Here is a 24,898-nt window from a genome sequence, read left to right on the forward strand (position 1 = left end):
CGGCCGGAACGCTGTTTCCATGGCGTCAGTTGCGTTCGCGCGCTGACGATTCGCCACGCCTGTCACGCCCGTCAAGCCAGCACCAGCGGCGGCAGTGCCGCATCCGCCCGTGCCTGCGCATGCGCCACTTCAACCACCACATAGCGCCGCGCATCGGGCCACAGATGCACGCGGCTTTGCGCATCCTCGTCGATCGTCGCGCGGCCCTGCACGAGCCAGGTCGTCTGCCGCACGAAGTCGACGAACAGCAGCGCGATGGCCGGATTCACGAGCAGGTTGCCGATCGTGTTGAACAGGTTGTTGCCGGCGAAGTCGGGCAGCACGAGCGTGCGGCGGTCTGGCATGTCGACGAGCGGCTCGAACGAGCCGTCCGCGCGTGGCTGGCGGCCACGGTACGAGCAGTCGCTGTTGCCGGCCGCGTCGGCGGTCGCGACGATCAGGAATGCCTGCTCGCGGATGAACGCGATGGCGTCGTCGGTCAGGGGGGCGCGGTCGTTCATGGTGTCGGTCGGCGCACACGCCGTTGCGTGGGAATGCGCAGGGCGCACGCAAGCGACATGCCACGCGGCCCGGCCTGCCTCCGCGCGCGGGTGCGCCTGCGCACTGTGGAGATTTCGAACACCGCCCGGGCGCGCGGCGCAGTCGCGCTGTTCAGAATCGGGACACCCGCCATGCTGCGTCGGTGAACACGGCACGGCGGGGACGCGGGCCGGCCGTGATCGCCATGCTTGCGTCCTGTTTGGCACGCATGTTGCGTAAACGAGGGCAGCGCGATTCCAACTGGCGCTGTACTCACACAAGCACGATGAACAGGAGACATGTATGAACCCGTTTGACCTGAAACAACTGGGCCTCGACGTCGAATACCCGTACCGTCAGCAATACGACAACTACATCGGCGGCAAGTGGGTTCCGCCGGTGAAAGGTGAGTACTTCGAGAACGTGTCGCCGATCAACGGCCAGCCGTTCTGCCGCGTGCCGCGCTCGGGCGCCGACGACATCGAGCTTGCGCTCGACGCCGCGCACGCCGCGCGCCGCAAGTGGGGCAAGACGTCGGTGGCCGAGCGCGCGAACCTGCTGCTCGCTGCTGCCGACCGGATGGAAAAGAACCTGAAGCTGCTGGCCGTGGCCGAGACGATCGACAACGGCAAGCCGCTGCGCGAGACGATGGCGGCCGACCTGCCGCTCGCGATCGACCACTTCCGCTATTTCGCGGGCTGCATCCGCGCGCAGGAAGGCGGCATCTCCGAAATCGACGACAACACCGTCGCATACCACTTCCACGAGCCGCTCGGTGTCGTCGGCCAGATCATCCCGTGGAACTTCCCGCTGCTGATGGCCGCATGGAAGCTCGCCCCGGCGCTCGCGGCCGGCTGCTGCGTGGTGATGAAGCCGGCCGAGCAGACGCCCGCGTCGGTGCTGGTGCTGATGGAGCTGATCGGCGACCTGTTCCCGGCCGGCACGATCAACATCGTGAACGGCTTCGGCAAGGAAGCGGGCGAAGCGCTCGCGACCAGCAAGCGCATCGCGAAGATCGCGTTCACGGGTTCGACGCCGGTCGGCAAGCACGTCCTGCGCGCCGCGGCCGACAACCTGATCCCGTCGACGGTCGAACTGGGCGGCAAGAGCCCGAACATCTTCTTCGCCGACGTGCTCGACCAGGACGACGCGTTCCTCGACAAGGCGCTCGAAGGGCTCGCGATGTTCGCGCTGAACCAGGGCGAAGTGTGCACGTGCCCGTCGCGGATCCTGATCCAGGAATCGATCTACGAGAAGTTCATCGAGAAGGCGGTCGCGCGGGTCGAGCGCATCAAGGCCGGCCACCCGCTCGACCTGCAGACGATGATCGGCGCGCAGGCATCGCAGCAGCAGCTCGACAAGATCCTGTCGTACATCGACATCGGCCGCGGCGAAGGCGCGCAATGCCTGACGGGCGGCGAGCGCACGGCGCCGGCCGCCGACCTCGGCACGGGCTACTACGTGAAGCCGACGATGCTGCTCGGCAACAACAAGATGCGCGTGTTCCAGGAAGAGATCTTCGGGCCGGTCGCGTCGGTGATGACGTTCAAGGACGAGCAGGAGGCGATCGAACTCGCGAACGACACGTTCTACGGGCTCGGCGCGGGCGTGTGGACGCGCAACGGCACACGTGCGTACCGGATGGGCCGCGAGGTCGAAGCCGGCCGCGTGTGGACCAACTGCTACCACCTGTATCCCGCGCATGCGGCGTTCGGTGGCTACAAGCAGTCGGGGATCGGCCGCGAGACGCACAAGATGGCGCTGTCGAACTATCAGCAGACGAAGTGCCTGCTGGTGAGCTACCAGGCCGAGGCGCTCGGGTTCTTCTGATCCGCGCGCGGGCGTCCTGGCCGGCCGGCGGCGCGGTATGCGTCGGCCGGTCGGGGCGCTGTCCCGAGCGGCGAAGCTTCGGATACCGGAGGGTCGTCGAATGCGTGTCGCGCCGGGCGACGGTGGTTGCCTGGCCGACCACGGGTGCGCGAACGCGTGCCGCGCGACCGACCGGCGATCCGGAGATTGACCGCTTAGGCCCATTCGCATTCGCGACCTGATACCGTCCGCACATTGACGCGGCCTTCGCCGGAAACGTTACCGACGGCCGTTCGTTTGCCGCGGAAAATCGAGCCGGCGCGCCGGACGTAAAGCCCCATGTCAGAACCGCCTCGAACCTATCCGCGCCATCCCGTGTTCCACGCGGGCGAACTCGACGCGCATCACCGCTTCGGCGTCGCCGACGAAGCCGAGCGGATGAGCGACGTCGTGACGACGCGGCTGAGCATCGGCGTGCGGCAGTTCATCGAGACGCAGCCATTCATGTTCGTCGGCACGGCGTGCGGCGGGCAAGCGGGCGTGGCCTGCGATATCGTGCAAAGCCGGCGCGACGCAAATGGCGACCTGCTGCCGGTCGTGCGCGTGATCGATACGAAGACGCTGCGCTTCGTGCTGCCGGTGTACGGCGCCCGCGACGGCGGCCGAATTGACGCGGCGCGGTGCAATGGCAGCGGCGTCGGATTGCTGTTCGTCGATTTCATGCGCGGTATCCGGTACCGGATCAACGGGCGCGCGACGCTGCGTACGGATCTGTCCGATGCGGACGCAGCGCCGTGGCCGGCTGGCAGCGCGATCGTCGAGTTGGCGATCGCGCAGGCGTACGGCAATTGCGGCACGCGGGTCGCGCGGCTGCGGCCCGCGAACGGTGGCTGACTCCGGCCTTCGCGCATCGCCGGCCGGGGCGGCGCGCACCGGGTGCGCCGGCGTGGCGCGTACCGCACCGACGGGGTGCGCGCGACAAGGCGTTCGGGCATGCCCGCATGGCGCGTCCGTGCCGCGCAGCGTCGAATAACGGGCTTTGCGCGAGTTGCGCGCAGTTCGGCACGGGACTTGCGTGGCAGGTGCGGTTCCGGGCAGGTGAGGGAGGACACGATGGACCAACACGTGGCGTGCAGTGAAGAACCGACGGCCGAAGACACGCGGCGCAACGCGCAAGGCGACGACGCGCTGGCCGGGCAGGCGGTCGTCAGCGTCGCGCATGACGCCGACGAGCAGGCGCGCAACCTGATCGGCTGGCGGCAGACCTACGACCAACTCGCGGCCGGCCGCTTCGTCGGCACGCTGACCGAGCTGCCGCTCGACACGATGAAGCTGTTTCGCGAATCGACGAGCCACCTGCTGCGACAGGCATGCGAGGTGCGCGGCGACGCATACTGGTTCGGCATCCCGCTCGCGAGCGACGGCACCGCGCGCGTCGATGCGTGCCGCATCGGGCCCGGTGCGCTCGCGTTCCGGCCCGGCAACGTCGAATTCGAACTGGTGACGCCCGCGCAGTTCTCGATCTACGGTGTCGTCGTGCGCGGCGACGTGCTGCGTCACTATGCAGAAGAGGTCGAGCGCCGCCCGCTCGACGAGCGGCTGTTCACGCAGCGCGTGATGCAGGTGGGCGATACGCGTCTCGCGCATCTGTGCGCACTGCTCGGCCGACGGCTCGACGGAGCGATGGCGATGGCCGGCCCGCTGCCCGATGCGCAGCGCGACGACCTGCAGGCCGAGGTGCTGGCCGCGCTGTTCGACGCGTGTGCGCAACCGGCGGACGACGCCGGCCGTGCGCCGTCGATGCGCCGCTGGATCGTCGAACAGGCACGTGACTACGTGCTTGCGCACCGCACACGCCCGGTCGGCGTGCCCGAGCTGTGCGAGCAGTTGCACGTGAGCCGGCGTACGCTGCAGTACTGCTTCCAGGACGTGCTTGGCATGGCGCCTGCCACCTATCTGCGCACGCTGCGGCTGAACGGCGCGCGGCGCGACCTGTGCGGCCGCGCGGCCGGTTCGGTGCAGGACGTGGCGGAGGCGTGGGGCTTCTGGCATCTCAGCCAGTTCGCGACGGATTACCGGCGGCTGTTCGGCAAGCGGCCCTCGGAGACACTGCGCGATCGCGCGGTGACGGTGGCGGTGGGGTGAGCGTGGGGCGGTAGTCGAAGCGGGTCTGGTTTGGACGCTGGCTTCGGCTCCGGCTCCGGCTCCGGCTCCGGCTCCGGCTCAGGCTCAGGCTCAGGCTCAGGCTCAGGCTCAGGCTCAGGCTCAGGCTCAGGCTCAGGCTGCGCCTACACGCAGCGACCCTTTCGGCCTCGCAACCGGCCGCCGCACCCCGTTTCCCTATTCGGCCGTAGCCGCCGCTTCGCGCGGCGCGGGCCACGCCAGCGCATCCCAGTCGATCGCGCGATAGGCGGCCTCGACCGCCGCGAGATCGGCAGGCCGCTCGCTGCGATGCATCCCGTGCAATTCGGCAGGCACGTCGAGCGCGACCGGCACGCAATGCGGATAGTCGCGCACGCGCAGCGCCGGCCCGATCGACGTGAAGCATGCGAGCGTCGGCACGTCGAAACCGTCGGCGAGATGGAGCGCGGCCGTGTCCGGCGCGAACAGCAGGCTGGCGCCTTTGACCCACGCAATGAACCGGGCCGTATCGTCGGCCGCATCGGCGCTCACGTCGACATAGGCAGGATGCGCGACAGGCCCGAACCCCGCCACCGGCAATCCGTAGCGCTGCGCGAGCTGCTCGACGAACGTTGCCCGCAGCGCGGGCGGCACGCTGCGCAACGCGGTGCTTGCGACTGGACCGAAGAGTACGTACGGACGCCGCCATTGCTCAGGCAACTCCGGTAGCGGCAGCCGCGCGAGCCAGCGGTTGCGCTTGGCCGACGCCGGCACCGACGCGGGTTCCACGCCGAGCGCGTCGAGGAAGAAATCGATCATCGGCAGCCGCGCAAACGCGGGCCAGTACAGGTGATTACCCACGTCGATGCAGGGCGCATCCGCCGGCAGCGCGTCGGCGCGGTACGGCAGCGCGCGCGACGGCGCGACGAGGTCGGCCGCGAGCGCATACAGCGCCTCGACGTAGCGCGGTGCGCAAGCCGGCCGGTACAGCGTGAAGTGCAGGCCCGGGTGCGTTGTACGCAGCGCGGCGAGAGCGGTGAGCCCGATCACCGAATCGCCGAGCGTGACGCCCATCCCGTTGATCACGTGCACGTGCCGTGCGCGGTCGTAGTCGAGCCGGAACGGCCGGTGCGCAGCGTGCAGCAGGCTCCGCGCGGGTGCGGCCGGCACGTGGCCGACGGCATGCGCGCCGCCGTGCTCCAGGTCGTATGGCGCGACGAGCGTGCCGTCCGGTGCGAGCAGCGTGCCGGGAAGCGTGAGCGCGTCGTCGCGCGATAGCGCGACGTCGGGCGGCGCGGCGTGCGTGTCCATCGTCATCCGCCGCGTGCGCGGCGGCCCTGCTCGCGGATCTGTTCGAGCGTCGCGGCCGGCGTGCTGGCGTCCTGCGGGATCCGGACCTCGATCAGCGCGGGCAGCCCGCAGGTCAGCGCGCGTTCGAGCGCGGGCGCGAAATCGGCGGTGCGCTCGACGGTCTCGCCATGCGCGCCGAACGCGCGCGCATACGTGGCGAAATCGGGATTCGTGAGCCCCGTGCCGTGTACGCGCCCCGGGTAGTTGCGCTCCTGATGCATGCGGATCGTGCCGAAATGCCCGTTGTTGACGACGATCACGACGATGTTCAACCCGTACTGCATCGCGGTCGCGAGCTCGTTGCCGGCCATCATGAAGCAGCCGTCGCCTGCGAGCGCGACGACGGCGCGCGATGGGTACAGCGACTTCGCGGCAAGCGCGGCCGGCACGCCGTAGCCCATCGCGCCGCTGGTCGGTGCGAGCTGCGAGCGGAAGTGCCGGTACGCGAAGTGGCGATGCAGCCAGATCGCGTAGTTGCCGGCGCCGTTGGTGAGGATCGCGTCATGCGGCAGGCGCTCGCGCAGCTGCACCATCACGTCGCCGAGCTGGACGTCGCCGGGCATCGGCAGCGGCGCATGCCATTCGCGATACGCGCGATGCGCGTCGGCAGCGGTGCCGGCCCACGCGGGGCGCTCGGGCGCCTCGAGCGCGGCGAGCGGCGCGGCGATTTCGGGCATGCCCGACACGATCGGCAGGTCGGCCGCATACACGCGGCCAAGCTCGTCCGCGCCCTGGTGAACGTGGATCAGCGTCTGGCGCGTCTTCGGGATGTCGAGCAGCGTGTAGCCGCCGGTCGTCGCTTCGCCGAGGCGCGGCCCGATCACGAGCAGCAGGTCGGCGTCGCGGATGCGCTTCGCGAGCGCGGGGTTGATCCCGAGCCCGACGTCGCCCGCATAGTTCGGGTGCGCGTTGTCGATCGTGTCCTGGTAGCGGAACGCGCAGGCCACGGGCAACTGCCAGCGCTCGACGAAGGTGCGCAGGTTCGCGCACGCGTCGGGTGTCCAGCCGCTGCCGCCGACGATCGCGAACGGCCGTTCCGCGCGCGCGAGCCGCTCGCGCAGTTCGTCGAGCTGCGCGGCCGACGGCGCGGCCGCGACGCGTTTCGCAGCCGGCACGACCGGCTGCGGCGCGCACGCCTCGGACAGCACGTCCTCCGGCAGCGCGAGCACGACCGGGCCGGGGCGGCCGGACGTCGCGACGTGGAACGCATGGCTCAGGTATTCGGGGATGCGGCGCGGGTCGTCGATCTGCGCGACCCATTTCGCCATCTGGCCGAACATCCGCCGGTAGTCGATTTCCTGGAAGGCTTCGCGGTCGAGGTGCTCGCGTGCGCACTGGCCGACGAACAGGATCATCGGCGTCGAATCCTGGAACGCGGTGTGCACGCCGATCGACGCGTGGGTCGCGCCGGGGCCGCGTGTGACGAACGCGATGCCGGGGTGGCCGGTGAGCTTGCCGACGGCCTCGGCCATGTTCGCGGCGGCGGCCTCGTGGCGGCAGACGACCGTCTGGATGCGCGCGGTGTCGTCCGCCAGCGCATCGAGTACGGCGAGGAAACTCTCGCCCGGCACGCAGAACACGCGTTCGACGTGATTGGCGAGCAACGCATCGACGAGCAGTCGCGCGCCGGTGGTGGCGGGCTGCTCGAGATCCTTGGAATGCGACATGGGCTGCCGTCTCCCTGGGTAGCGGGACGTACAGCTTACGCCCGTTGGGCGGCCGCCGGTACGCCGGGCGCTGAAAAGTGTCGGAACAGGGGGAATCGATCGGGCGGCTGTGGAGAAGGGAAGGCATGCTGGATCGCCGGGAGTGCGCGATGGCCAAAAGGCCGGCTGGTGGGCGATAGCCCGATGATGGAACGTAGAGGCAACAAGGATCCAGCCAAATTTCCGTTTCACCCTCCGGAATATGTCTCCCAATTAACAATAAAATGGGAACTCATTCAATAGTAAAATTTCCGTCGAAACGACTGACGGAATCAAGGAACAGCATGACAACCGAGACGATCGACCAGAAGACGCTCACCCAGCTCGTCGAAGCGGGCGCCGTACGTGCGGCGCGAGTGGTCGGCTGCGGCAACGGCTGGGCGCTGTCGGCCCGCTGTGGTGCGAACGAGCGCTTCCTGTCGGCCAAACGCGGCGATGTGCGCGTGTTCCGTCGCTTTGAAACGCTGGTCGGCTTTTTGCGCGACATCGGCATCAGCCGGTTCGATGTAGATGCGGCCGGTTTCGATCCGGAGGCACCTGGCCGGACGACCCGGCCCGATCGTGCCGAGGCGCTGAAAGTGGCCCACGAAGCGGCCGCTCACGATCGCTGGTTTCGCGAGCAGGTGCGGCAGGCGCTGGACGACCCGCGCCCCTCGATTCCCGACGCAGAAGTCAGGGCCGGGTTTGAGGCACGTCGCGATGCGCTGCGTCGGAGGATTGCCGGCAAGCAGGGTGATGCTTCTTGACCCTCGCACTGCACTGGAATCCGAAGGCGTACGAGGATCGCGTTGCGATCCTCGACTATATCGGTCAGGACAATCCACTGGCCGCGCTGGAACTGGACGAACTGCTGGAGGCAAAGGCCGCGTCGCTGCCGGCGCGCGCGGAGCTGTATCGACTGGGGCGCGTGCCGGACACGCGCGAACTGGTGATCGCGCCGAACTATGTACTGGTGTATCGCATTCGGCCAGCCGACGGCATCGTGGAGATTCTCCGTGTCCTGCACGCGCGCCGGCAGTGGCCGTGACGCGCGCGCTCAGCACTCGACGATATTCACCGCCAGCCCGCCGCGCGACGTTTCCTTGTACTTCGTCTTCATGTCGGCGCCCGTCTCGCGCATCGTCTTGATCACGGAGTCGAGCGACACGTAGTGCGAGCCGTCGCCGCGCAGCGCCATGCGCGCCGCATTGACCGCCTTCACCGACGCCATCGCGTTGCGCTCGATGCACGGGATCTGCACCATCCCGCCGACTGGGTCGCAGGTGAGGCCGAGGTTGTGTTCCATCCCGATTTCGGCCGCGTTCTCGACCTGCTGCGGCGTGCCGCCGAGCACCGCCGCGAGCGCGCCGGCCGCCATCGAGCACGCGACGCCCACTTCGCCCTGGCAGCCGACTTCCGCACCGGAGATCGACGCATTCAGCTTGTAAAGAATGCCGATCGCGGCAGCCGTCAGCAGGAAGTCGATCACGCCCTGTTCGTTCGCGCCGGGCGTGAAGCGCGTGTAGTAGTGCAGCACGGCCGGGATGATGCCGGCCGCGCCGTTGGTCGGCGCGGTGACGACGCGGCCGCCGGCCGCGTTTTCCTCGTTGACCGCGATCGCGTACAGGTTGATCCAGTCGATCATCGACAGCGGATCCTGCAGCGCGCGCTCAGGGCTGCCCGTCAACGTGCGGTACAGCTGCGGCGCGCGGCGCTTGACCTGGAACGGGCCGGGCAGGTTGCCGTCGGCGTCGGGGTTGCCGATCCCGCAGCCGCGCGACACGCACGACTGCATCACGGCCCAGATCTTCAGCAGGCCGTCGCGCGTCTCTTCCTCGGTGTGCCACGCGCGCTCGTTTTCCCACATCAGCTGCGCGATCGACTTGCCGGTCGACTCGGTCAGTGCGAGCAGCTCGGCGCCGGTGCGGAACGGGTGCGTCATTTGCTCGGCCGCGCTCAGCACCTTCGTGTTCGGTGCACCGGCCGTCACGACGAAGCCGCCGCCGACCGACAGGTAGGTGCGCTCGACCAGCACGTTGCCGCTCGCGTCGGACGCACGCAGTTTCATGCCGTTCGGGTGCTCGGGCAGCGCCTGGCGGTAGAACGCGATGTTCTCCTTCAGCACGAACGGCACCGGATGCGTGCCGAGCAGCGCGAGCTGTTTCGATTTGCGGACGTCTTCCAGCCGCGCGTCGATCGTGTCGGGATCGACGGTGTCGGGCGCGTCGCCCAGCAGGCCGAGCATCACGCCGCGATCGGTGCCGTGGCCCTTCCCGGTCGCGCCGAGCGAGCCGTACAGTTCGACCTTCACGTGGGCCGTGGCGTCGAGTTGCCCGTCACGCTCGAGGCCCTGGACGAACATCAGCGCCGCGCGCATCGGCCCGACCGTATGCGAGCTGGACGGACCGATACCGATCTTGAAGAGGTCAAAGACGCTGACTGCCATTTCGATTCCTGCCTTGCTTTAAGAATATTGCTAGCGCGCCTGCAATGGCAGGCACGCGGCGAGCCATGCGGGCGGCGTTGGGGAAAGTTGCTGCGCGACGCGGGCGTAGCGCCCGTCGAGCCGCGCGGCCAGATGAAAGAGTTCGGTGGCGTTTTTCGGGTCCCACTGCCCCGTGTAGCCCGGCAGGCCGGCCTCGCGGCGCTTCGCGTCGAACGGCACCGGCGAATTCACGAATTCCTCGTGGGTTTTCTCGCCGAGCGCGTACGGCACGAGCCAGTCGAGCGCGGCCGCGAGCGTCGCGCCGTTCGCGCCCCGTTCGCGCAGCCAGTTGCGGTTGAAGCGGCGCGCGGCGAGCGCGGCCGTCACCAGCGGCTGCAGGTCGTAGACCGCGTAATGCAGCGCATCGCGTTCCTCGAAGTCCCAGGTCTTGCCATCCGGGCCGATGTTGTCGGCGAGATGCTCGACGAACAGCCGCTGCGCGGCGTTCATCATCTTGCGATCGCCGAGCGTGAACGCGGACAGCGCGATCAGCTTGATCCGGTGGCTCTGCCAGTTGTTGCGCCAGGTGCCGGTGAGCGGGCGCTTCTGCGCGTCGATCTGCGCGACGTAGCCGGCGCCGAGCTTCGCGATGAACGCGGCCGTCGCGTTGCGGGTCTTCACCGGCAGCGCGCTCGCGGTCATGTCGTATGCGACGATCAGGCTTTCGAAACGCGTCTCGTCGATCGGGTTGAAGCTCGGCTGGTAGGTCGCGACCCACGCGGACAGGAAGCGGTCGACGAGCTGCAGGTAGCCCGGCGCGTTCGTCACGCGCCACGCAAGCGCGGCATCGCGCATCAGGTCGAGATCCTTCAGCGCGGCGGCACTCTGGTCGTAGATTCCTTCGTGCGGCAGCGTGCCCTCGGTGTGCACGCGCGCCATCGCCTTCGGCTGCTCGCCGATGCGCGCGTCGACGCTGCGGATCAGCGCCTGGATGCCCGGCTCGGCCTGTGTCGTCTCGCTCGCCTGCAGTGCCGGCGCCGCGCAGAAATTCATCGCCGCGCGCGCGCTGCCGGACGCGCCGAGGCCGGCGGCGGCAAACGACAGCGACGCGACGAGTATCGGCACGACGCGGCGCGCGCGCGGCCGCCCTTGCATTGCACCATGGCCCGGAAACATCGGACGCACCATGCGGAACTCCTTCATTGGCTGGATCGCGTGTGATGTTAGCCGGATTGGCGGGCGAACGTGAACCGGTTCGAGCGGCGAACAAAAAAACCGCACGCAACTCCGGGTTGCGTGCGGTGCGGTCGCCATCGGACGGCTCCTGGCCTGGCGCGCGTTATGCGTATTCCGACATCGGCACGCACGAGCAGAACAGGTTGCGGTCGCCGTAGACGTTGTCCGCGCGGCCGACCGGCGGCCAGTACTTGTTCGTGCCCAGCGACGCGACCGGGTACGCAGCCTGCTCGCGCGAGTACGCGTGCGGCCATTCGTTCGCGGTGACGACGGCCGCCGTGTGCGGTGCGTGACGCAGCGGGTTGTCCTCACGGTCGGCGCGGCCTTCCTCGACTGCGCGGATTTCGTCGCGGATCGCGATCATCGCGGCGATGAAGCGGTCGAGTTCTTCCTGCGACTCCGATTCGGTCGGTTCGACCATCAGCGTGCCCGGCACCGGGAAGCTCATCGTCGGCGCGTGGAAGCCGTAGTCCATCAGGCGTTTCGCGACGTCGTCGACGGTGATGCCGCTCGATTCCTTGATCGGACGCAGGTCGAGAATGCACTCGTGCGCAACCAGCCCGCCCGGGCCCGAATACAGCACCGGATAGTGCGGCGCGAGACGCTTCGCGATGTAGTTCGCATTGAGGATCGCGGTTTCCGTCGCGGCGGTCAGGTTCTTCGCGCCCATCATCGCGATGTACATCCACGAGATCGGCAGGATCGACGCCGACCCGTACGGCGCGGCCGATACCGCGCCGATGCCGTCTTCTTCGCGCGTGTAGCCGGTCGAACGCTGGTTCGGCAGGAACTTCGCGAGGTGAGCGCCGACTGCGACCGGGCCGACGCCCGGGCCGCCGCCGCCGTGCGGGATGCAGAAGGTCTTGTGCAGGTTCAGGTGCGACACGTCGCCGCCGAACTGGCCCGGCGCGGTCAGGCCGACCATTGCGTTCATGTTCGCGCCGTCGACGTACACCTGGCCGCCGTGCGCGTGCACGATTTCGCAGATCTCGCGCACGTTCTGCTCGAACACGCCGTGCGTCGACGGATACGTGATCATGATCGCCGCGAGATCCTTCGCGTGCTGCTCGGCCTTCGCCTTCAGGTCGGCGATGTCGACGTTGCCCTGCGCATCGCATGCGACTACCACGACCTTCATGCCGGCCATGTGCGCGGATGCCGGGTTCGTGCCGTGGGCGGACGCCGGGATCAGGCACACGTCGCGATGGGCTTCGCCGCGCGATGCGTGGTAAGCGTGGATGATCAGCAGGCCCGCGTACTCGCCCTGCGAGCCCGCGTTCGGCTGCAGCGACACGGCCGCGTAGCCGGTGGCCGCGACGAGCATCTGCTCGAGCTGGTCGATCATCTCGCGGTAGCCGACGGTCTGGTCGGCCGGCGCGAACGGGTGGATGCCGCCGAATTCGGGCCACGTGACGGGCAGCATTTCCGACGTCGCGTTCAGCTTCATCGTGCACGAGCCGAGCGGGATCATCGAGCGGTCGAGCGCGAGATCCTTGTCCGACAGGCTGCGCAGGTAGCGCAGCATTTCGGTTTCGGAATGGTGGCGGTTGAACACGTGGTGCGTCAGGTACGCGCTCGTGCGCTCGAGGCCGGCCGGCAGCGCGGGGACGCCGGCGAGGCCCGCGTCCAGCGCGTCGACGGCCGGTGCGGTGCCGCCCGCGGCCTGCGCGAACACGGCGAGGAGATCGGCGAGGTCGTCGCGCGTCGTCGTTTCGTCGACCGACACGCCGACTTGCGTGTCGCTCACGCGGCGCAGGTTGATGCGCTTCGCCTTCGCGAATTCGTGAACCTGCGCGGTGCGCGCGCCGGTGTCGATCGTCAGCGTGTCGAAGAATGTGTCGTTGACGGTCGCGAAGCCGAGCTGCTTCACGCCGGCGGCGAGCAGTGCCGCGATGCGGTTCACGCGCAGCGCGATCGTCTTCAGGCCGTGCGGGCCGTGGTAGACCGCGTACATGCTGGCCATGATCGCGAGCAGCGCCTGCGCGGTACACACGTTCGACGTGGCCTTCTCGCGGCGGATGTGCTGTTCGCGCGTCTGCAGCGCGAGGCGCAGCGCGGGCTTGCCCTGCGCGTCGACCGTCACGCCGACGAGGCGGCCCGGCATCTGGCGCTTGAATTCGTCACGCACCGCGAGATACGCGGCGTGCGGGCCGCCGAAGCCCATCGGCACGCCGAAGCGCTGCGTGTTGCCGATCGCGACGTCCGCACCCCAGTCGCCCGGAGGCGTGAGCACGGTCAACGCGAGCAGGTCGGCCGCGACGACCACGTGGCCGCCGGCCGCGTGGATCGCTTCGGTGAGCGCGCGGTAGTCGCGCACGTCGCCGTTCACGCCCGGGTACTGCAGCAGCACGCCGAACGCATTCGCTTGCGCGGCATCGGCGGCCGGACCGGTCTTGACCTCGATACCGACCGGCAGTGCGCGCGTGCGGATCACTTCGAGCGTTTGCGGCAGCACGTCGTCGGCGACGTAGAACACGTTCGACGTCGGCTTGCCGGTGCGCTGCAGCAGCGTCATCGCTTCGGCGGCGGCGGTGGCTTCGTCGAGCAACGACGCGTTCGAGATCGCGAGGCCGGTCAGGTCGGCGACCATCTGCTGGAAGTTCAGGAGCGCCTCGAGGCGACCCTGGGAAATTTCGGGCTGGTACGGCGTGTAGGCCGTGTACCACGCCGGGTTTTCGAGCACGTTGCGCAGGATGACGGCCGGCGTGTGCGTGTCGTGGTAACCCTGACCGATATACGAGCGGAACACCTGGTTCTTGTCCGCGAGAACCCGCAGGGCGGCGAGGGCTTCGGCTTCGCTCTTCGGCTGCGCGAACGGGCCGAGCGGCAGCGTTTCGGCGCGGCGGATCGAGGCCGGGATCACGGCGTCGATCAGGGCGGCGCGCGACGCGAAGCCGAGCGTATCGAGCATGGCCTGCTGGCTGGCGGCGTCGGGGCCGATGTGGCGTTCGGCGAACGCGTCGTGCGTTTCGAGCGCGGCGAGCGAGAGGGGCGTGCGGTTCATCAGGCGGTCCGGGTGTTCGAGCTTCATGGCGTTCCTTGGTCGGCCCAGGCGAGCGCTGCGGCGCTGGCTCGGGCCCCATGCTTTGCGGTCGACCCGGGGCGGCGCGTGGACGCCGGCCCGGGTTCCGCGCGGGGCAGGGCGGCTGACCGGCCCCGCGCGATTCAGGGGGTTAGTCGATCAGCTTGCTGTAGGCGGCAGCGTCGAGCAGGCTGTCGGTCGATGCGCCTGCGGCGAGCTTGATCTTGAACAGCCATGCGTCATACGCATCGCCGTTCACGTCTTCCGGGGCGTCGGCCACGTCGGTGTTGATCGCGACGACTTCGCCGGTCACGGGCGAATAGATGTCCGATGCGGCTTTCACGGATTCGACGACGCCGATCGCGTCGCCTGCCTTGACCTGCGTGCCGACTTTCGGCAGCTCGAGGAACACGATGTCGCCAAGCGTGTTCTGCGCGTGATCGGTGATGCCGACCGTCAGCGTGCCGTCTGCCTCGGTGCGGATCCACTCATGTTCGTCGGTGTATTTCAGCTCGGCCGGGACGTTGCTCATCGGATGCTCCTGATAAAAGGGTTTGTTCGTTCTGCTGGCGCGCCGCCGGGGCGCGCCGGGTAGGGGGTTGCGCCGGGCGCCATTTCCCGGCTTACCGGGAGGCAGGCCTCCCGGCCGTTACGCAGCGAGGACCTTGCCGTTGCGCACGAACGGCAGTTTTACCACGCGCGCGGGAAGATTCTTGTCTCGAATTTGCACCTGGACGGTGTCGCCGATCTGGACGGCCGCCGGCACGCGTGCGAACGCGATCGATTCCTGCATCGACGGCGAGAACGTGCCGCTCGTGATCTCGCCGTCGCCGTGCGGCGTGACGACCTTCTGGTGCGCGCGCAGCACGCCGCCCGCCTTGCCGTTTTCCTTCTGCAGGATCAGGCCGACGAACGCGGCGCGGGTGCCGTTGGCTTCCAGTGCCGCGCGGCCGACGAAGTCGCGCGGCGTGCTGAGGTCGACCGTCCATGCGAGGCCCGCGTCGAGCGGCGACACGGTGTCGTCCATGTCCTGGCCGTACAGGTTCATGCCGGCCTCGAGGCGCAGCGTGTCGCGCGCGCCGAGCCCGCACGGACGCACGCCGTTTTGCTGCAGCGCGTTCCACAGCGCTTCGACGTGCACGGCCGGGACGATCACTTCGAAACCGTCTTCACCGGTGTAGCCGGTGCGCGCGACGGTGAGATCGCCGAACGGCGTGCCGGCGACCTGCGCGGCGTTGAACGGCTTCAGTTCGCTGGTGGCGGCGCGCGCGGCGGGCACGGTCGACCACGCCTTTTCGCGGGCGTTCGGGCCTTGAACGGCGACGATCGCGAAATCGCGGCGCGGCGCGATCGTGACGCCGAAGCCGCCTTGCTCGTTCAGCTGGTTGAACCACGCGATGTCTTTCTCGGCCGTGCCGGCGTTGACGACGACGCGGAAGAATTCTTCGGTGAAGTAGTAGACGATCAGGTCGTCGATGACGCCGCCCTGCGGATTGAGCAGGCACGAGTAGAGGGCCTTGCCGGGCGTCTTGAGCTTGCCGACGTTGTTCGCGATCGCATGCTCGAAGAATGCGCGCACGCGGCTGCCGGTGAAATCGACGACGCACATGTGCGACACGTCGAACATGCCGGCGTCGGTGCGCACGGCTTCATGCTCTTCGATCTGCGAGCCGTAGTTGACGGGCATGTCCCAGCCGCCGAAGTCGACCATGCGGGCATTGAGCGCGCGGTGCGCGGCGTTGAGCGGGGTGTGATTCAGTGCAGTCATCGAGGCCTCAGGCAAGGCGCTTGCGCGCGGATCAGAACGGCCATGTGCCGACCACCGCGGCCGATGGCCTGCGAGCGATCCGGTACATGCCCCTCTGTCCTCGATACCTGAGAGATTGCGCTGCCGGCCAGGCCTGGCGAACGCGCGCCCCTTCGGTGGGCAGCTTGCCCGCGCAGCGGATGCGCTGCGGGCTACTGCCGCTCTCCAGAGTGCGGGGAGAGTGTGGCCCGCGCAATGCGCGGACGGGATTCCCCGACGCGGTCGGTCCTTTTGCCTGAGAGTTTGCGGGTGTGCCCCTTCGGCGGCGCAACCGGCTGAAACAGCCCGGTCACACGCTCTCCCGACGCGTGCGGGCGACTGTACGCGAGCGGGTGGGCCTTGTCAATTTGAGCAAAAGAATGTCGCTTCGCGACAAGCGGCGGCAACCGGTGCCGCCGCTTTTTCCGCTCCGGCGGGCGCCGGTGCGTTACTCGCCGATCGCGCGCGCGGCCGTGTCGAGTTCCTGGTTCAGCACGCGCTGCTCGTCGCCGGACAGGCCGCCGCTGTGCTGCGCGGACATGTCGTTCGATTCCTGGCGGATCACGTCGAGGCGATGATGAAGCTGCGCGCCGTACGGCGGCGGGTAGTAGCCGCCGTTCACACGCGCATCGATGCGGCGGTGCAGATTGTCGATCCGGCCCTGGATCTGCTGCATCCGCTCGTTCGCGACGACCTGCGGATTCGGCCGCGGCGGGGGCGCCGGGCGGACCGGCTGCTGCGGCTGGACGATACAGGCCGCAAGCGAGGAAACCAGGGCGCAGCACACTGCTGCGCGAATCAACCGTTGCATCAACATTCTCCTGACGGATTGGTGTCGGATCGACTTTTTTGAGAAACGCATCAGACTAGTCTGTCGCTGACTTTCGTTCCCCCGGCATTTGTAACCGAATGTTCCGGCTGATCCCATGCACCGGCGCCGACCGGCCGTCGCCGGCCGGCGCGCGGTGTCAGATCGTGCGGCGCACGAACGGCAGGCGGCGGCCGTCGTGCTCGCTCTGCGCGGCGAGCTCGATGATCGTCATCACGTCGACGGCGTCCTGCGCGGTGACAGGGAACGGCGCGCCGTCGCGGATCGACGCGGCGAGCGCGCGGTAGAACTCCGCGTACTGGCCATCGAGCGTCGGCACCGGGCGCTCGACCTCGACTTCGCCGTCGAGCACGCGCAGCAGGCCGGGCGGGTTGCCGCCGCCGAATTCGACGTCGTCCGCGGTGAGGCCGGCCTTGAGCTGGTCTTCCTGCGTGTCGAGCCCGAACTTCTGGTAACTGCCGCGCGTGCCGTGCAGCGTGAAGCGCGCGGGTTCGATTGCCGACAGCGCGCTCGCATGCAGCGCGACGTCCTTGTCCGGATAGCCGAGCTGCAGGTGCACGAAATCGGGCGCCGTGCCGTTGTCGCGGCGCGTCTTGACGGTCGCGCTCACCGTTTCCGGCAGGCCGAACAGCGCGAGCGCCTGGTCGATCAGGTGCGGGCCGAGGTCGAGCAGCAAGCCGCCGCCGCGGGCCGGCTCCTCGCGCCAGCGCGTGCGCGGCGTCGGGCGGAAGCGGTCGAAGTGCGATTCGAAACTGGTCACCCGGCCGAGCTCGCCCGATTTGACGATGTCGCGCACGGTGAGGAAATCGCCGTCCCAGCGGCGGTTGTGGAACGGCGCGAACAGCCGGCTGCGCGCGTTCGCGAGCCGCGCGAGCGCGAGCGCCTCGTCGGCGGTGAGCGTGACGGGCTTGTCGACGACCACGTGGCGGCCGGCTTCGAGCACCTGGCGTGCGAGCGCGAAGTGCGTGTCGTTCGGCGTGGCGATCACCACGCACTCGATGTCGTCGAGGCCGAGCAGCGTGTCGAGATCCGGAACGACGCGCGCGCCCGGATACGCCGCCTGCGCGCGATCGGGCTGACCCGTCGCGATCGCGGCGACTTCAGTGCGGCCGCTCGTGGCGATCACGGGCGCGTGGAACGTCGCGCCGGCGAAACCGAAACCCATCAAACCAATCCTGAGCAATGACGACATGGCAATTCCTGGCTGCGAAGGAAACTAAAGGATGGCGCGCCGAGACGGCGCGAAGACGACCGGCTATTTTGGCATGGCGCCGCCGCTTGCACTGGCGCGTTCGGGCGAAATGCACGGTGCGATGCGGCGCTTGCGCAAGGAAAGCCGGCATTTGCGCAGGCCGGCGGCCCCGTGCGGGCGGGGTTTGCCTGCCTGCGCCCGTGCAATGAACGGCTGCCGCAGGGGCGTCGCCCGGTGTCATACGGCTGCCCGCTGCCGCACGGCGGCGGCGACCTGCTCGGCCCACACCGCGCAGGCGGTTGCGCCGGGGTGGAAGCCGTCGGTGGCCATCAGGTGGCGCTCGAGCGGCAGCTCGACGCGCAGGAACGTGCAATGCGGCTGCGTGGCGGCCCACCCGGCGAGCGCCGTGTTGAGCCGCTTCGCGCGCAGCCCGAGATACCACGCGAGCGGCTGCGGCAGCGCCGGAAAGCGCTCCATCGGCGGCACCGCCGACAGGATCGCGTGCCCGACCCGGAAGCGCGCGGCGAGCAGCCGGACGAGCTCGGCCTGCTGCGCCTGCCAGCGAGCCGGCGGCACGCCGCCCGTCACGTCGTTGACGCCGAGCGACGTGACGGCCACGTCGAACGGCTCGGCCGGCTCGGCGGCGAGCCAGTCGACCAGCTCCCGCGTGGTCAGGCCGGTGCGCGCGAGCAGCTTCCAGCTCACGCGATGGGTGGCCGCGAGCGCGCTCGCCAGTTGCCCGGATAGCGCGTCGCGTTGCGTCGCGACGCCGACGCCCGCGGCGGCCGAATCGCCGACCACCAGCACGCGCAGCGGCGGGCCATCGCCCGCCACGCCGTCGCGCGGGCCGGCCGCCTCGGGCAGCCGCGGCGTGACGCGGCGCACGTAGCGCCCCTGCGCGAACAGCAGCGGGCCAAGGGCAGCGGTGGCGAACGGGTATCCCATGATGTCGATCCGGTGGCGGTTCAGGCGAGGCAAACGGGCCGGCGCGGGGCGGCGCCGGCGTGGACGTATTGTGGTCGATCGGTGCGCGAACGGGGCCGGATTGGCCGGACGGACAGGGGGCGGCCGGCCGGTCGGCCCGCGCGGCCCCGTCCGGCGGCGCTCCCGAAAAGCGCGCCGCCGACGTGTTAACATGCGCGTCCTGCCCGCGTGTCCGCCTGCTTCGCCAGCCCGCCGCGCACGGCATCCTCCCGGCGTTCCGCCGTCAACCGCAACACCATCCGCCATCATGTCCGCAGGCCTGAATCCCGCCCAGAACGAAGCGGTGCGCTACCTCGACGGTCCCTGTCTCGTGCTCGCCGGCGCGGGCAGCGGCAAGACCCGCGTGATCACGCAGAAGATCGCGCACCTGATCGAAGCGAAAGGCTTCGAGCCGCGCCACATCGCCGCCGTCACGTTCACGAACAAGGCGGCCGCCGAAATGCGCGAGCGCGTGTCGAAGCTGCTCGAGGGCAAGACGCTCACCACGCCCGGCAAGGAAGGCCGCAAGGTGCCCGTCAACCAGCTCACCGTCTGCACCTTCCACTCGCTGGGCGTGCAGATCCTGCGCCAGGAGGCCGAGCACGTCGGCCTGAAGCCGCAGTTCTCGATCATGGATTCGGACGATTGCTTCGGGATGATCCAGGAGCAGATCGGCACGACCGACAAGGGCCTGATCCGCAAGATCCAGAGCACCATCTCGCTGTGGAAGAACGGCCTGATCATGCCCGAGGAGGCGATGACGATCGCGGCCAACGAGGACGAGCACCAGGCCGCGCTGGTCTACCGCAACTACGTCGCGACGCTGCACGCGTACCAGGCGGTCGACTTCGACGACCTGATCCGCCTGCCCGCCGAGCTGTTCGCGAAGAACGAACAGGTGCGCGACCGCTGGCAGAACAAGCTGCGCTACCTGCTGATCGACGAGTACCAGGACACCAACGCGTGCCAGTACGAGCTGCTGAAGCTGCTCGCGGGCCCGCGCGCGGCGTTCACGGCGGTGGGCGACGACGACCAGGCGATCTACGGCTGGCGCGGCGCGACGCTCGAGAACCTCGCGCAGCTCGGCAAGGATTTCCCGAAGCTGCACCTGGTCAAGCTCGAGCAGAACTACCGGTCGACGGTGCGCATCCTCACTGCCGCGAACAACGTGATCGCGAACAACCCGAAGCTGTTCGAGAAGAAGCTGTGGTCCGAGCACGGGATGGGCGATTCGATCACCGTAACGCCGTGCAACGACGAGGAGCATGAAGCCGAGTCGGTCGTGTTCCGGCTGTCCGCGCACAAGTTCGAGCGGCGCGCGCAGTTCCGCGACTACGCGATCCTGTATCGCGGTAACTTCCAGGCGCGGATCTTCGAGCAGGTGCTGCGGCGCGAGCGGATCCCGTACGTGCTGTCCGGCGGCCAGTCGTTCTTCGACAAGGCCGAGATCAAGGATCTGTGCGCGTACCTGCGGCTGATCGCGAACGCCGACGACGATCCCGCGTTCATCCGCGCGGTCACCACGCCGCGCCGCGGGATCGGCAACACGACGCTCGAAGCGCTCGGCTCGTTCGCGGGCCAGGCGAAGGTGTCGCTGTTCGAGGCCGTGTACATGGGCGGGATCGAGGCGCGGCTGTCCGCGCGCCAGGTCGAGCCGCTGCGGATGTTCTGCGACTTCATCCAGCGCCTGACCGAGCGCGCGGACAAGGATCCCGCCACCGCCGTGCTCGACGACATGATGGAGGCGATCCACTACGAGGCGTACCTGTACGACGCATTCGACGAACGGCAGGCGCAGTCGAAGTGGCAGAACGTGCTCGAATTCCTCGAATGGCTGAAGCGCAAGGGCACCAAGCCCGAGACGGAAGCGGTCGACGGCGAGGCGGAAGGCTTTCACAACGCGGACGGCCTCGCCGATACGGGCAAGAACCTGCTCGGGCTGATCCAGACCGTCGCGCTGATGTCGATGCTCGAGGGCAAGGACGAAGACCCGGACGCCGTGCGGTTGTCGACCGTCCACGCGTCGAAGGGGCTCGAGTATCCGCACGTGTTCCTGGTCGGCGTCGAGGAAGGCATCATGCCGCACCGCGGCGGCTCCGAGGACGACGGCCCGATCGACAACGAGCGGATCGAGGAGGAGCGCCGGCTGATGTACGTGGCGATCACGCGCGCGCAGCGCAGCCTGCACCTGAACTGGTGCAAGAAGCGCAAGCGGGCGCGCGAGACGGTCGTGTGCGAACCGTCTCGCTTCATCCCGGAGATGGGGCTCGACGATGCGCCGCCGCCGACGCCGGAAGAGGCGCCGATGTCGCCGAAGGACCGGCTCGCGAGCCTGAAGGCGTTGCTGCAGAAGTGACCTGGCGGTGCCGCCGCCGCGCGCACGGCGGTCCGGCGCTCCGGTGGTCCGCCGACCAAACAAAACCCCCGCGATGCGTATGCGTCGCGGGGGTTTTTTACTGACGGCCGGGTGGGGTTACTTCGACGCGTTGACCATGTAGTCGACGGCGGCCTTCACGTCGGCGTCCGACGCGTTCGACCCGCCCTTCGGCGGCATCGCGCCCTTGCCGTGCAGCGCGTAGTTGTAGACCGTATCCATCGAGTCCTTCAGGCGCGGCGCCCAGTCTTCCTTGCTGCCGAACTTCGGCGCGCCGAGCACGCCCGCCGCGTGGCAGGCCTGGCAGGTCGACGTGTACAGCGCCTTGCCGGCGTCGGCGCCGGCCGGGGCGGCTGCGGGCGCTTCACCGGCCTTCGGGATCGCGGCGATCGCTGCCTGGGCCGCGGCGATTTGCGCGCTCGCGGCGTCGGCCGCGCCCGACGCGGCAGCGGCGCCGCTGGCGGGTTGCGCCGCGTTGGCGGCCGGCGCGGCCGGTTCGGGGAAGTTCGCGCCGTCGTTGTTCGCCATGTAGACGATCGCACGGGCGATTTCATAGTCGCTGACGTCGTCGGGGCTCGTGCCGCCGCGCGGCGGCATCGCGCCCTTGCCGGCCAGCGCGGTCTTCAGCAGCGTGTCGAAGCCTTGCGAGATGCGCGGCGCCCAGTCGTCCTTGTTGCCGAACTTCGGCGCGCCGGCGGCGCCCGTGCCGTGGCAGGTCACGCACACGGCCTTGTAGACTTCCTCGCCGGTCTTGTACGTGCGGGGCGCGTTTGCGTCCTTCACGTCGACCTTCGCGAGCGGGGCGACGCGTGCGGCGACCTGTTCGTCGGATAACGCGTCCGTGCCGGCGCCGGAACGGAACGCATGGTTCGCATAGTTGGCGAACAGGACGATCAGGATGATCGGAATCGCGAACGACGCGATGATGACGGCAATCAGCTGCCCGGGGGTTTTGACGGGAGATTCGTGGGGTGCTTCGCTCATGCTTGCCTCGTCTCCGTGAATAGGAATTGTGAGCGCGGTGCAACGGCAAATGGCAGTCCAATGAAGCCCGGTCGATTATAGACGGAACGTTTACATCACGGCGAGCGGTGCGATGGCGCGTGTTTACCCGCACGCAGCGGGGCCCGGCGGGGATTCGTCGGGCAAGGTGGACGCGTCATGGGAAACCGGGTATCCTTGCCGTCTTGCCAATCGTGGGCGGCCTGTATATTGGGGTCGCTTCACTGTCAGATGCGCCCGTAGCTCAATGGATAGAGTACTGCCCTCCGAAGGCAGGGGTTGCTGGTTCGATCCCAGCCGGGCGCGCCAAAACATGCCTGTTCAGGCACTCAGCTGTTTCGTCGCCTCGTCGTTTTCCCGTTTGCAGTAATATCCCGGCCGGTTGGCGGCTTTCGATCGCGTGGCATCCGATCCGGCTCAGTCGTTTGTCGATCCGGTTCGACGTGCGCGAAACCCATCTGAAAACACTGATTGAAAGTGTCGACCGAAACGACAAATAGCCGCGTCGCACCATGGGCGGCGGTCACCGTATGAGCAAATCACTCCCTGTTCAGTTCATCAACGGGCCGGACGGCACACCGGCCTTCGTCGTGATTCCGTACGCCGACTATGCCGCGCAGCAGCGGGTCACGCCCGCTCCGGTACCGCACGAAGTCGTGACGCGCGCCGTGTTCGACGGCAGTTCGCCCGCGCGTGCGTGGCGCGAATATCTCGGGCTGACGCGGGCCGAGGTCGCGCAGCGGCTCGGCATCAGTCGCTCGGACTACGCAAAACGCGAGAAGCGCGAGACGCTGCGCAAGCCGCTGCGCCGGAAGATCGCATCAGCGCTGGGCATCACGCTGGCGCAGCTCGACTTCTGACGCACGGGTCGGTGAGCGCGCCTGGCATGCCGGGCGCCCCGGGCCGCAGCCCGTGTTGCCTCGCCGTTGTGCGAGAATCGCCCGCAACAACCACTCCAAGCGACGATCGCGGCGGCCGTCCGCGCATCGCGCCGACTCCCGATGGCTGCCATCCTGTCTACCTCGACCGCAGTCGATGCCCGCGCGCTGACCGATGCGCAGCAGGCACTGCTCGCGCGTCTGCACGCCTATTCCCTCGACGATCCGACCGCGCCGCTACCGTACAGCCGGCGCCTTGCCGAAGCCGAATGCTGGTCGCATGCGCATGCGCTGGCCGTGATCGACGAATACAAGCGCTTCGCGTTCCTCGCGCAGGCAGCCGGCCATCCGGTCACGCCGTCGCACGCGGTCGACGCCGCCTGGCACCTGCACCTGCAATACACGCGCGAATACTGGGACGTGTTCTGCGCCGACGTGCTGCGCGCGCCGCTGCATCATGTGCCGGGCGCGGGCGCGCCCGACGAGGCCGCGCAGTACGCGCGGCACTACCGGCAGACGCTCGACAGCTACCGCAGGCTGTTCGGTTGCGAACCGCCCGAAGCGATCTGGCCGCGCCCCGTGACCGAGCCGGACGTGCCCGCCGACGCCCCGATGCAGCGCGCAGCACTGCGCGACGGCCCGTCGAGCGAGCCCGCCGCGCGCCCGCGACGCTGGCGGCGCATCGCGAAGTTCGCGTGGCCGACGGCGGCGATCAGCGTCGCGGCGACCTGCGCGAGCGCGAGCGATTTCAATGTGCTGGACTTCTCGGGGCCGGACTTTCTCGGGTTGTTCTACGTGCCGCTCTGCGTCGCCGCGCTGCTGCTGATCGCCGGCCTGCAGTGGATCGAATACCGCCATCGTGCGTGGGGAACGCGCGCCCCCGAATCGGCGCCCGACCTGAGCGCGGAGGAAGCGGCGTATCTCGCGGGCGGCGGTGCGCGGATGGCGCAGGTCGCGATGCTGTCACTCGCGCATGCCGGTGCGATCGAGCTGCGGATGAGCAAGGGCCACGACGCGCGGGTGCGGATCGACGATCCGCAACACGCAGGCGCGTATGGCGCCGACTGGGAATGGCTGAGGCGGCAACCCGGCGGCGAGACGAGCTGCCACGCGTTTCGTCAGCGTCTCGCGTGGCGCGAAGCCGACTGCGCCGCAGCGTTGCAGCGCAAAGGCTGGCTATGGGCGCCGGGCGAGATGCGGGCGACGCGGATGGCCGCGCGCGCGATCCTGCTGCTCGTGTTCGGCGCGGGCGCGGCGAAGCTCGCGGTCGGCCTGAGCCGCGGCCGGCCCGTGCTGCTGCTGATGATTGTCATGGCGGCGTTCATGGTCGCGTACCACTTCATGGTCGGCCGCCTGCCCGGCGTCGGGCGCGGCGGCATGACGCGCGGCGGCGAGGCGGCGCTCGACGCGCACTGCGACCAACGCCGGAGCGACCGCGCGACGCCGGACGGGCTCTTGTGGACGGCCGCGCTGTTCGGCGCCGGCGCGCTCGCCGGCACCGTGTGGGCCGCGCATTCGCAAGTGCTGATGGCGCCGCCGCCCGTCGCCATGAAAACCGGCGGGTCGAGCGGTTCGTCCGACTCGGGCGCCGGGGACAGCAGCGGTTCGAGTTCGTGCAGTTCGTCGAGCTCATGCAGCTCGAGCAGTTGCGGCGGCTGTTCGAGCAACTGAGCTCAGGGCGCGCTGCCGGGATAGCGCGCCGGGCCG

At 68.9% G+C, this 24,898-nt stretch carries 20 protein-coding genes, 1 tRNA gene and 2 riboswitches; of the genes, 9 read left to right on the forward strand and 12 right to left on the reverse strand.

Going from position 1 to position 24,898, the window contains the following annotated elements; all coding sequences use genetic code 11:
* Positions 1–71: 71 nt before the first annotated feature.
* Positions 72–500: a pyridoxamine 5'-phosphate oxidase family protein gene (locus C5O79_RS22650; protein WP_046547482.1), complete on the reverse strand. Its 429-nt coding sequence runs from the start codon at positions 498–500 to the stop codon at positions 72–74.
* A 322-nt stretch (positions 501–822) separates the two neighbouring features.
* On the opposite strand from C5O79_RS22650, the gene C5O79_RS22655 reads away from it, so the two are divergent.
* The 3 genes from C5O79_RS22655 to C5O79_RS22665 all read left to right on the forward strand — a co-directional run bounded on the left by C5O79_RS22655 (position 823) and on the right by C5O79_RS22665 (position 4,473).
* Positions 823–2,349 (forward strand): aldehyde dehydrogenase family protein, encoded by a 1,527-nt coding sequence (locus C5O79_RS22655; RefSeq protein ID WP_047851482.1) that lies wholly within the window; start codon positions 823–825, stop codon positions 2,347–2,349.
* 318 nt (positions 2,350–2,667) lie between these two features.
* Positions 2,668–3,222: a hypothetical protein gene (locus C5O79_RS22660; protein WP_122473459.1), complete on the forward strand. Its 555-nt coding sequence runs from the start codon at positions 2,668–2,670 to the stop codon at positions 3,220–3,222.
* 219 nt (positions 3,223–3,441) lie between these two features.
* On the forward strand, positions 3,442–4,473 hold the full coding sequence (locus C5O79_RS22665) for a helix-turn-helix domain-containing protein (RefSeq protein WP_122473460.1): 1,032 nt from the start codon (positions 3,442–3,444) through the stop codon (positions 4,471–4,473).
* Between the two features lie 195 nt (positions 4,474–4,668).
* Here C5O79_RS22665 and C5O79_RS22675 read toward each other — a convergent pair whose 3' ends face one another.
* Together C5O79_RS22675 and C5O79_RS22680 are read right to left on the reverse strand one after the other, a co-directional pair.
* Positions 4,669–5,766 carry an ADP-heptose--LPS heptosyltransferase gene (locus C5O79_RS22675; RefSeq protein WP_122473461.1) on the reverse strand — a complete coding sequence of 366 codons (1,098 nt, stop codon included), beginning with the start codon at positions 5,764–5,766 and terminating at the stop codon, positions 4,669–4,671.
* The gene (locus C5O79_RS22680; protein ID WP_122473462.1) at positions 5,763–7,466 is read right to left on the reverse strand and encodes a thiamine pyrophosphate-binding protein; all 1,704 of its coding nucleotides are present in this window, start codon (positions 7,464–7,466) and stop codon (positions 5,763–5,765) included. The genes C5O79_RS22675 and C5O79_RS22680 overlap by 4 nt, the downstream gene beginning before the upstream one ends.
* A gap of 323 nt (positions 7,467–7,789) precedes the next feature.
* Between C5O79_RS22680 and C5O79_RS22690 the strand changes: the two genes are divergently transcribed.
* Positions 7,790–8,251, forward strand: a complete 462-nt coding sequence (locus C5O79_RS22690) for a hypothetical protein (protein ID WP_046547476.1) — start codon at positions 7,790–7,792, stop codon at positions 8,249–8,251.
* Positions 8,248–8,532: a type II toxin-antitoxin system mRNA interferase toxin, RelE/StbE family gene (locus tag C5O79_RS22695; RefSeq protein ID WP_046547475.1), complete on the forward strand. Its 285-nt coding sequence runs from the start codon at positions 8,248–8,250 to the stop codon at positions 8,530–8,532. Before C5O79_RS22690 ends, C5O79_RS22695 begins: the two co-directional genes overlap by 4 nt.
* Positions 8,533–8,541: 9 nt before the next feature.
* Here the strand turns inward: C5O79_RS22695 and C5O79_RS22700 are convergent, their stop codons facing one another.
* The 8 genes from C5O79_RS22700 to C5O79_RS22735 form a co-directional block, all read right to left on the reverse strand.
* Positions 8,542–9,930, reverse strand: coding sequence for an L-serine ammonia-lyase (locus C5O79_RS22700; protein ID WP_039351351.1), 1,389 nt, complete (start codon positions 9,928–9,930; stop codon positions 8,542–8,544).
* A gap of 30 nt (positions 9,931–9,960) precedes the next feature.
* Positions 9,961–11,097: an alginate lyase family protein gene (locus tag C5O79_RS22705; RefSeq protein ID WP_122474486.1), complete on the reverse strand. Its 1,137-nt coding sequence runs from the start codon at positions 11,095–11,097 to the stop codon at positions 9,961–9,963.
* Positions 11,098–11,248: 151 nt separating this feature from the next.
* Positions 11,249–14,176, reverse strand: coding sequence for an aminomethyl-transferring glycine dehydrogenase (gcvP, locus tag C5O79_RS22710; protein WP_047851475.1), 2,928 nt, complete (start codon positions 14,174–14,176; stop codon positions 11,249–11,251).
* Positions 14,177–14,318: 142 nt separating this feature from the next.
* Positions 14,319–14,699 (reverse strand): glycine cleavage system protein GcvH, encoded by a 381-nt coding sequence (gene gcvH / locus C5O79_RS22715; RefSeq protein ID WP_046547472.1) that lies wholly within the window; start codon positions 14,697–14,699, stop codon positions 14,319–14,321.
* Positions 14,700–14,816: 117 nt separating this feature from the next.
* On the reverse strand, positions 14,817–15,935 hold the full coding sequence (gcvT, locus tag C5O79_RS22720; RefSeq protein ID WP_046547471.1) for a glycine cleavage system aminomethyltransferase GcvT: 1,119 nt from the start codon (positions 15,933–15,935) through the stop codon (positions 14,817–14,819).
* An 84-nt stretch (positions 15,936–16,019) separates the two neighbouring features.
* Positions 16,020–16,153: riboswitch (glycine riboswitch) on the reverse strand.
* Positions 16,154–16,186: 33 nt separating this feature from the next.
* Positions 16,187–16,288: riboswitch (glycine riboswitch) on the reverse strand.
* Between the two features lie 113 nt (positions 16,289–16,401).
* The gene (locus C5O79_RS22725) at positions 16,402–16,764 is read right to left on the reverse strand and encodes a hypothetical protein (protein ID WP_039351336.1); all 363 of its coding nucleotides are present in this window, start codon (positions 16,762–16,764) and stop codon (positions 16,402–16,404) included.
* A 157-nt stretch (positions 16,765–16,921) separates the two neighbouring features.
* Positions 16,922–17,974 (reverse strand): oxidoreductase, encoded by a 1,053-nt coding sequence (locus C5O79_RS22730; protein ID WP_046547470.1) that lies wholly within the window; start codon positions 17,972–17,974, stop codon positions 16,922–16,924.
* A 237-nt stretch (positions 17,975–18,211) separates the two neighbouring features.
* Positions 18,212–18,919: an SGNH/GDSL hydrolase family protein gene (locus C5O79_RS22735; protein ID WP_047851473.1), complete on the reverse strand. Its 708-nt coding sequence runs from the start codon at positions 18,917–18,919 to the stop codon at positions 18,212–18,214.
* 286 nt (positions 18,920–19,205) lie between these two features.
* Between C5O79_RS22735 and C5O79_RS22740 the strand changes: the two genes are divergently transcribed.
* Complete coding sequence (locus C5O79_RS22740) at positions 19,206–21,293, forward strand: UvrD-helicase domain-containing protein (RefSeq protein WP_046547468.1); 2,088 nt, start codon at positions 19,206–19,208, stop codon at positions 21,291–21,293.
* A gap of 117 nt (positions 21,294–21,410) precedes the next feature.
* On the opposite strand, the gene C5O79_RS22745 is transcribed toward C5O79_RS22740, so the two are convergent.
* On the reverse strand, positions 21,411–22,295 hold the full coding sequence (locus C5O79_RS22745) for a c-type cytochrome (protein WP_122473463.1): 885 nt from the start codon (positions 22,293–22,295) through the stop codon (positions 21,411–21,413).
* Between the two features lie 251 nt (positions 22,296–22,546).
* Here C5O79_RS22745 and C5O79_RS22750 point away from each other — a divergent pair.
* From C5O79_RS22750 to C5O79_RS22760, 3 genes are all read left to right on the forward strand, one after another.
* Positions 22,547–22,622, forward strand: a tRNA-Arg gene (locus tag C5O79_RS22750).
* A gap of 221 nt (positions 22,623–22,843) precedes the next feature.
* Positions 22,844–23,173 (forward strand): helix-turn-helix transcriptional regulator, encoded by a 330-nt coding sequence (locus C5O79_RS22755; protein ID WP_122473464.1) that lies wholly within the window; start codon positions 22,844–22,846, stop codon positions 23,171–23,173.
* 141 nt (positions 23,174–23,314) lie between these two features.
* Complete coding sequence (locus tag C5O79_RS22760) at positions 23,315–24,862, forward strand: TIGR04222 domain-containing membrane protein (RefSeq protein ID WP_122473465.1); 1,548 nt, start codon at positions 23,315–23,317, stop codon at positions 24,860–24,862.
* Positions 24,863–24,898 lie beyond the last annotated feature (36 nt).

The sequence above is a fragment of the Burkholderia sp. SRS-25 genome, assembly GCF_004343765.1.
In the GTDB taxonomy this organism is placed as follows: domain Bacteria; phylum Pseudomonadota; class Gammaproteobacteria; order Burkholderiales; family Burkholderiaceae; genus Burkholderia; species Burkholderia contaminans.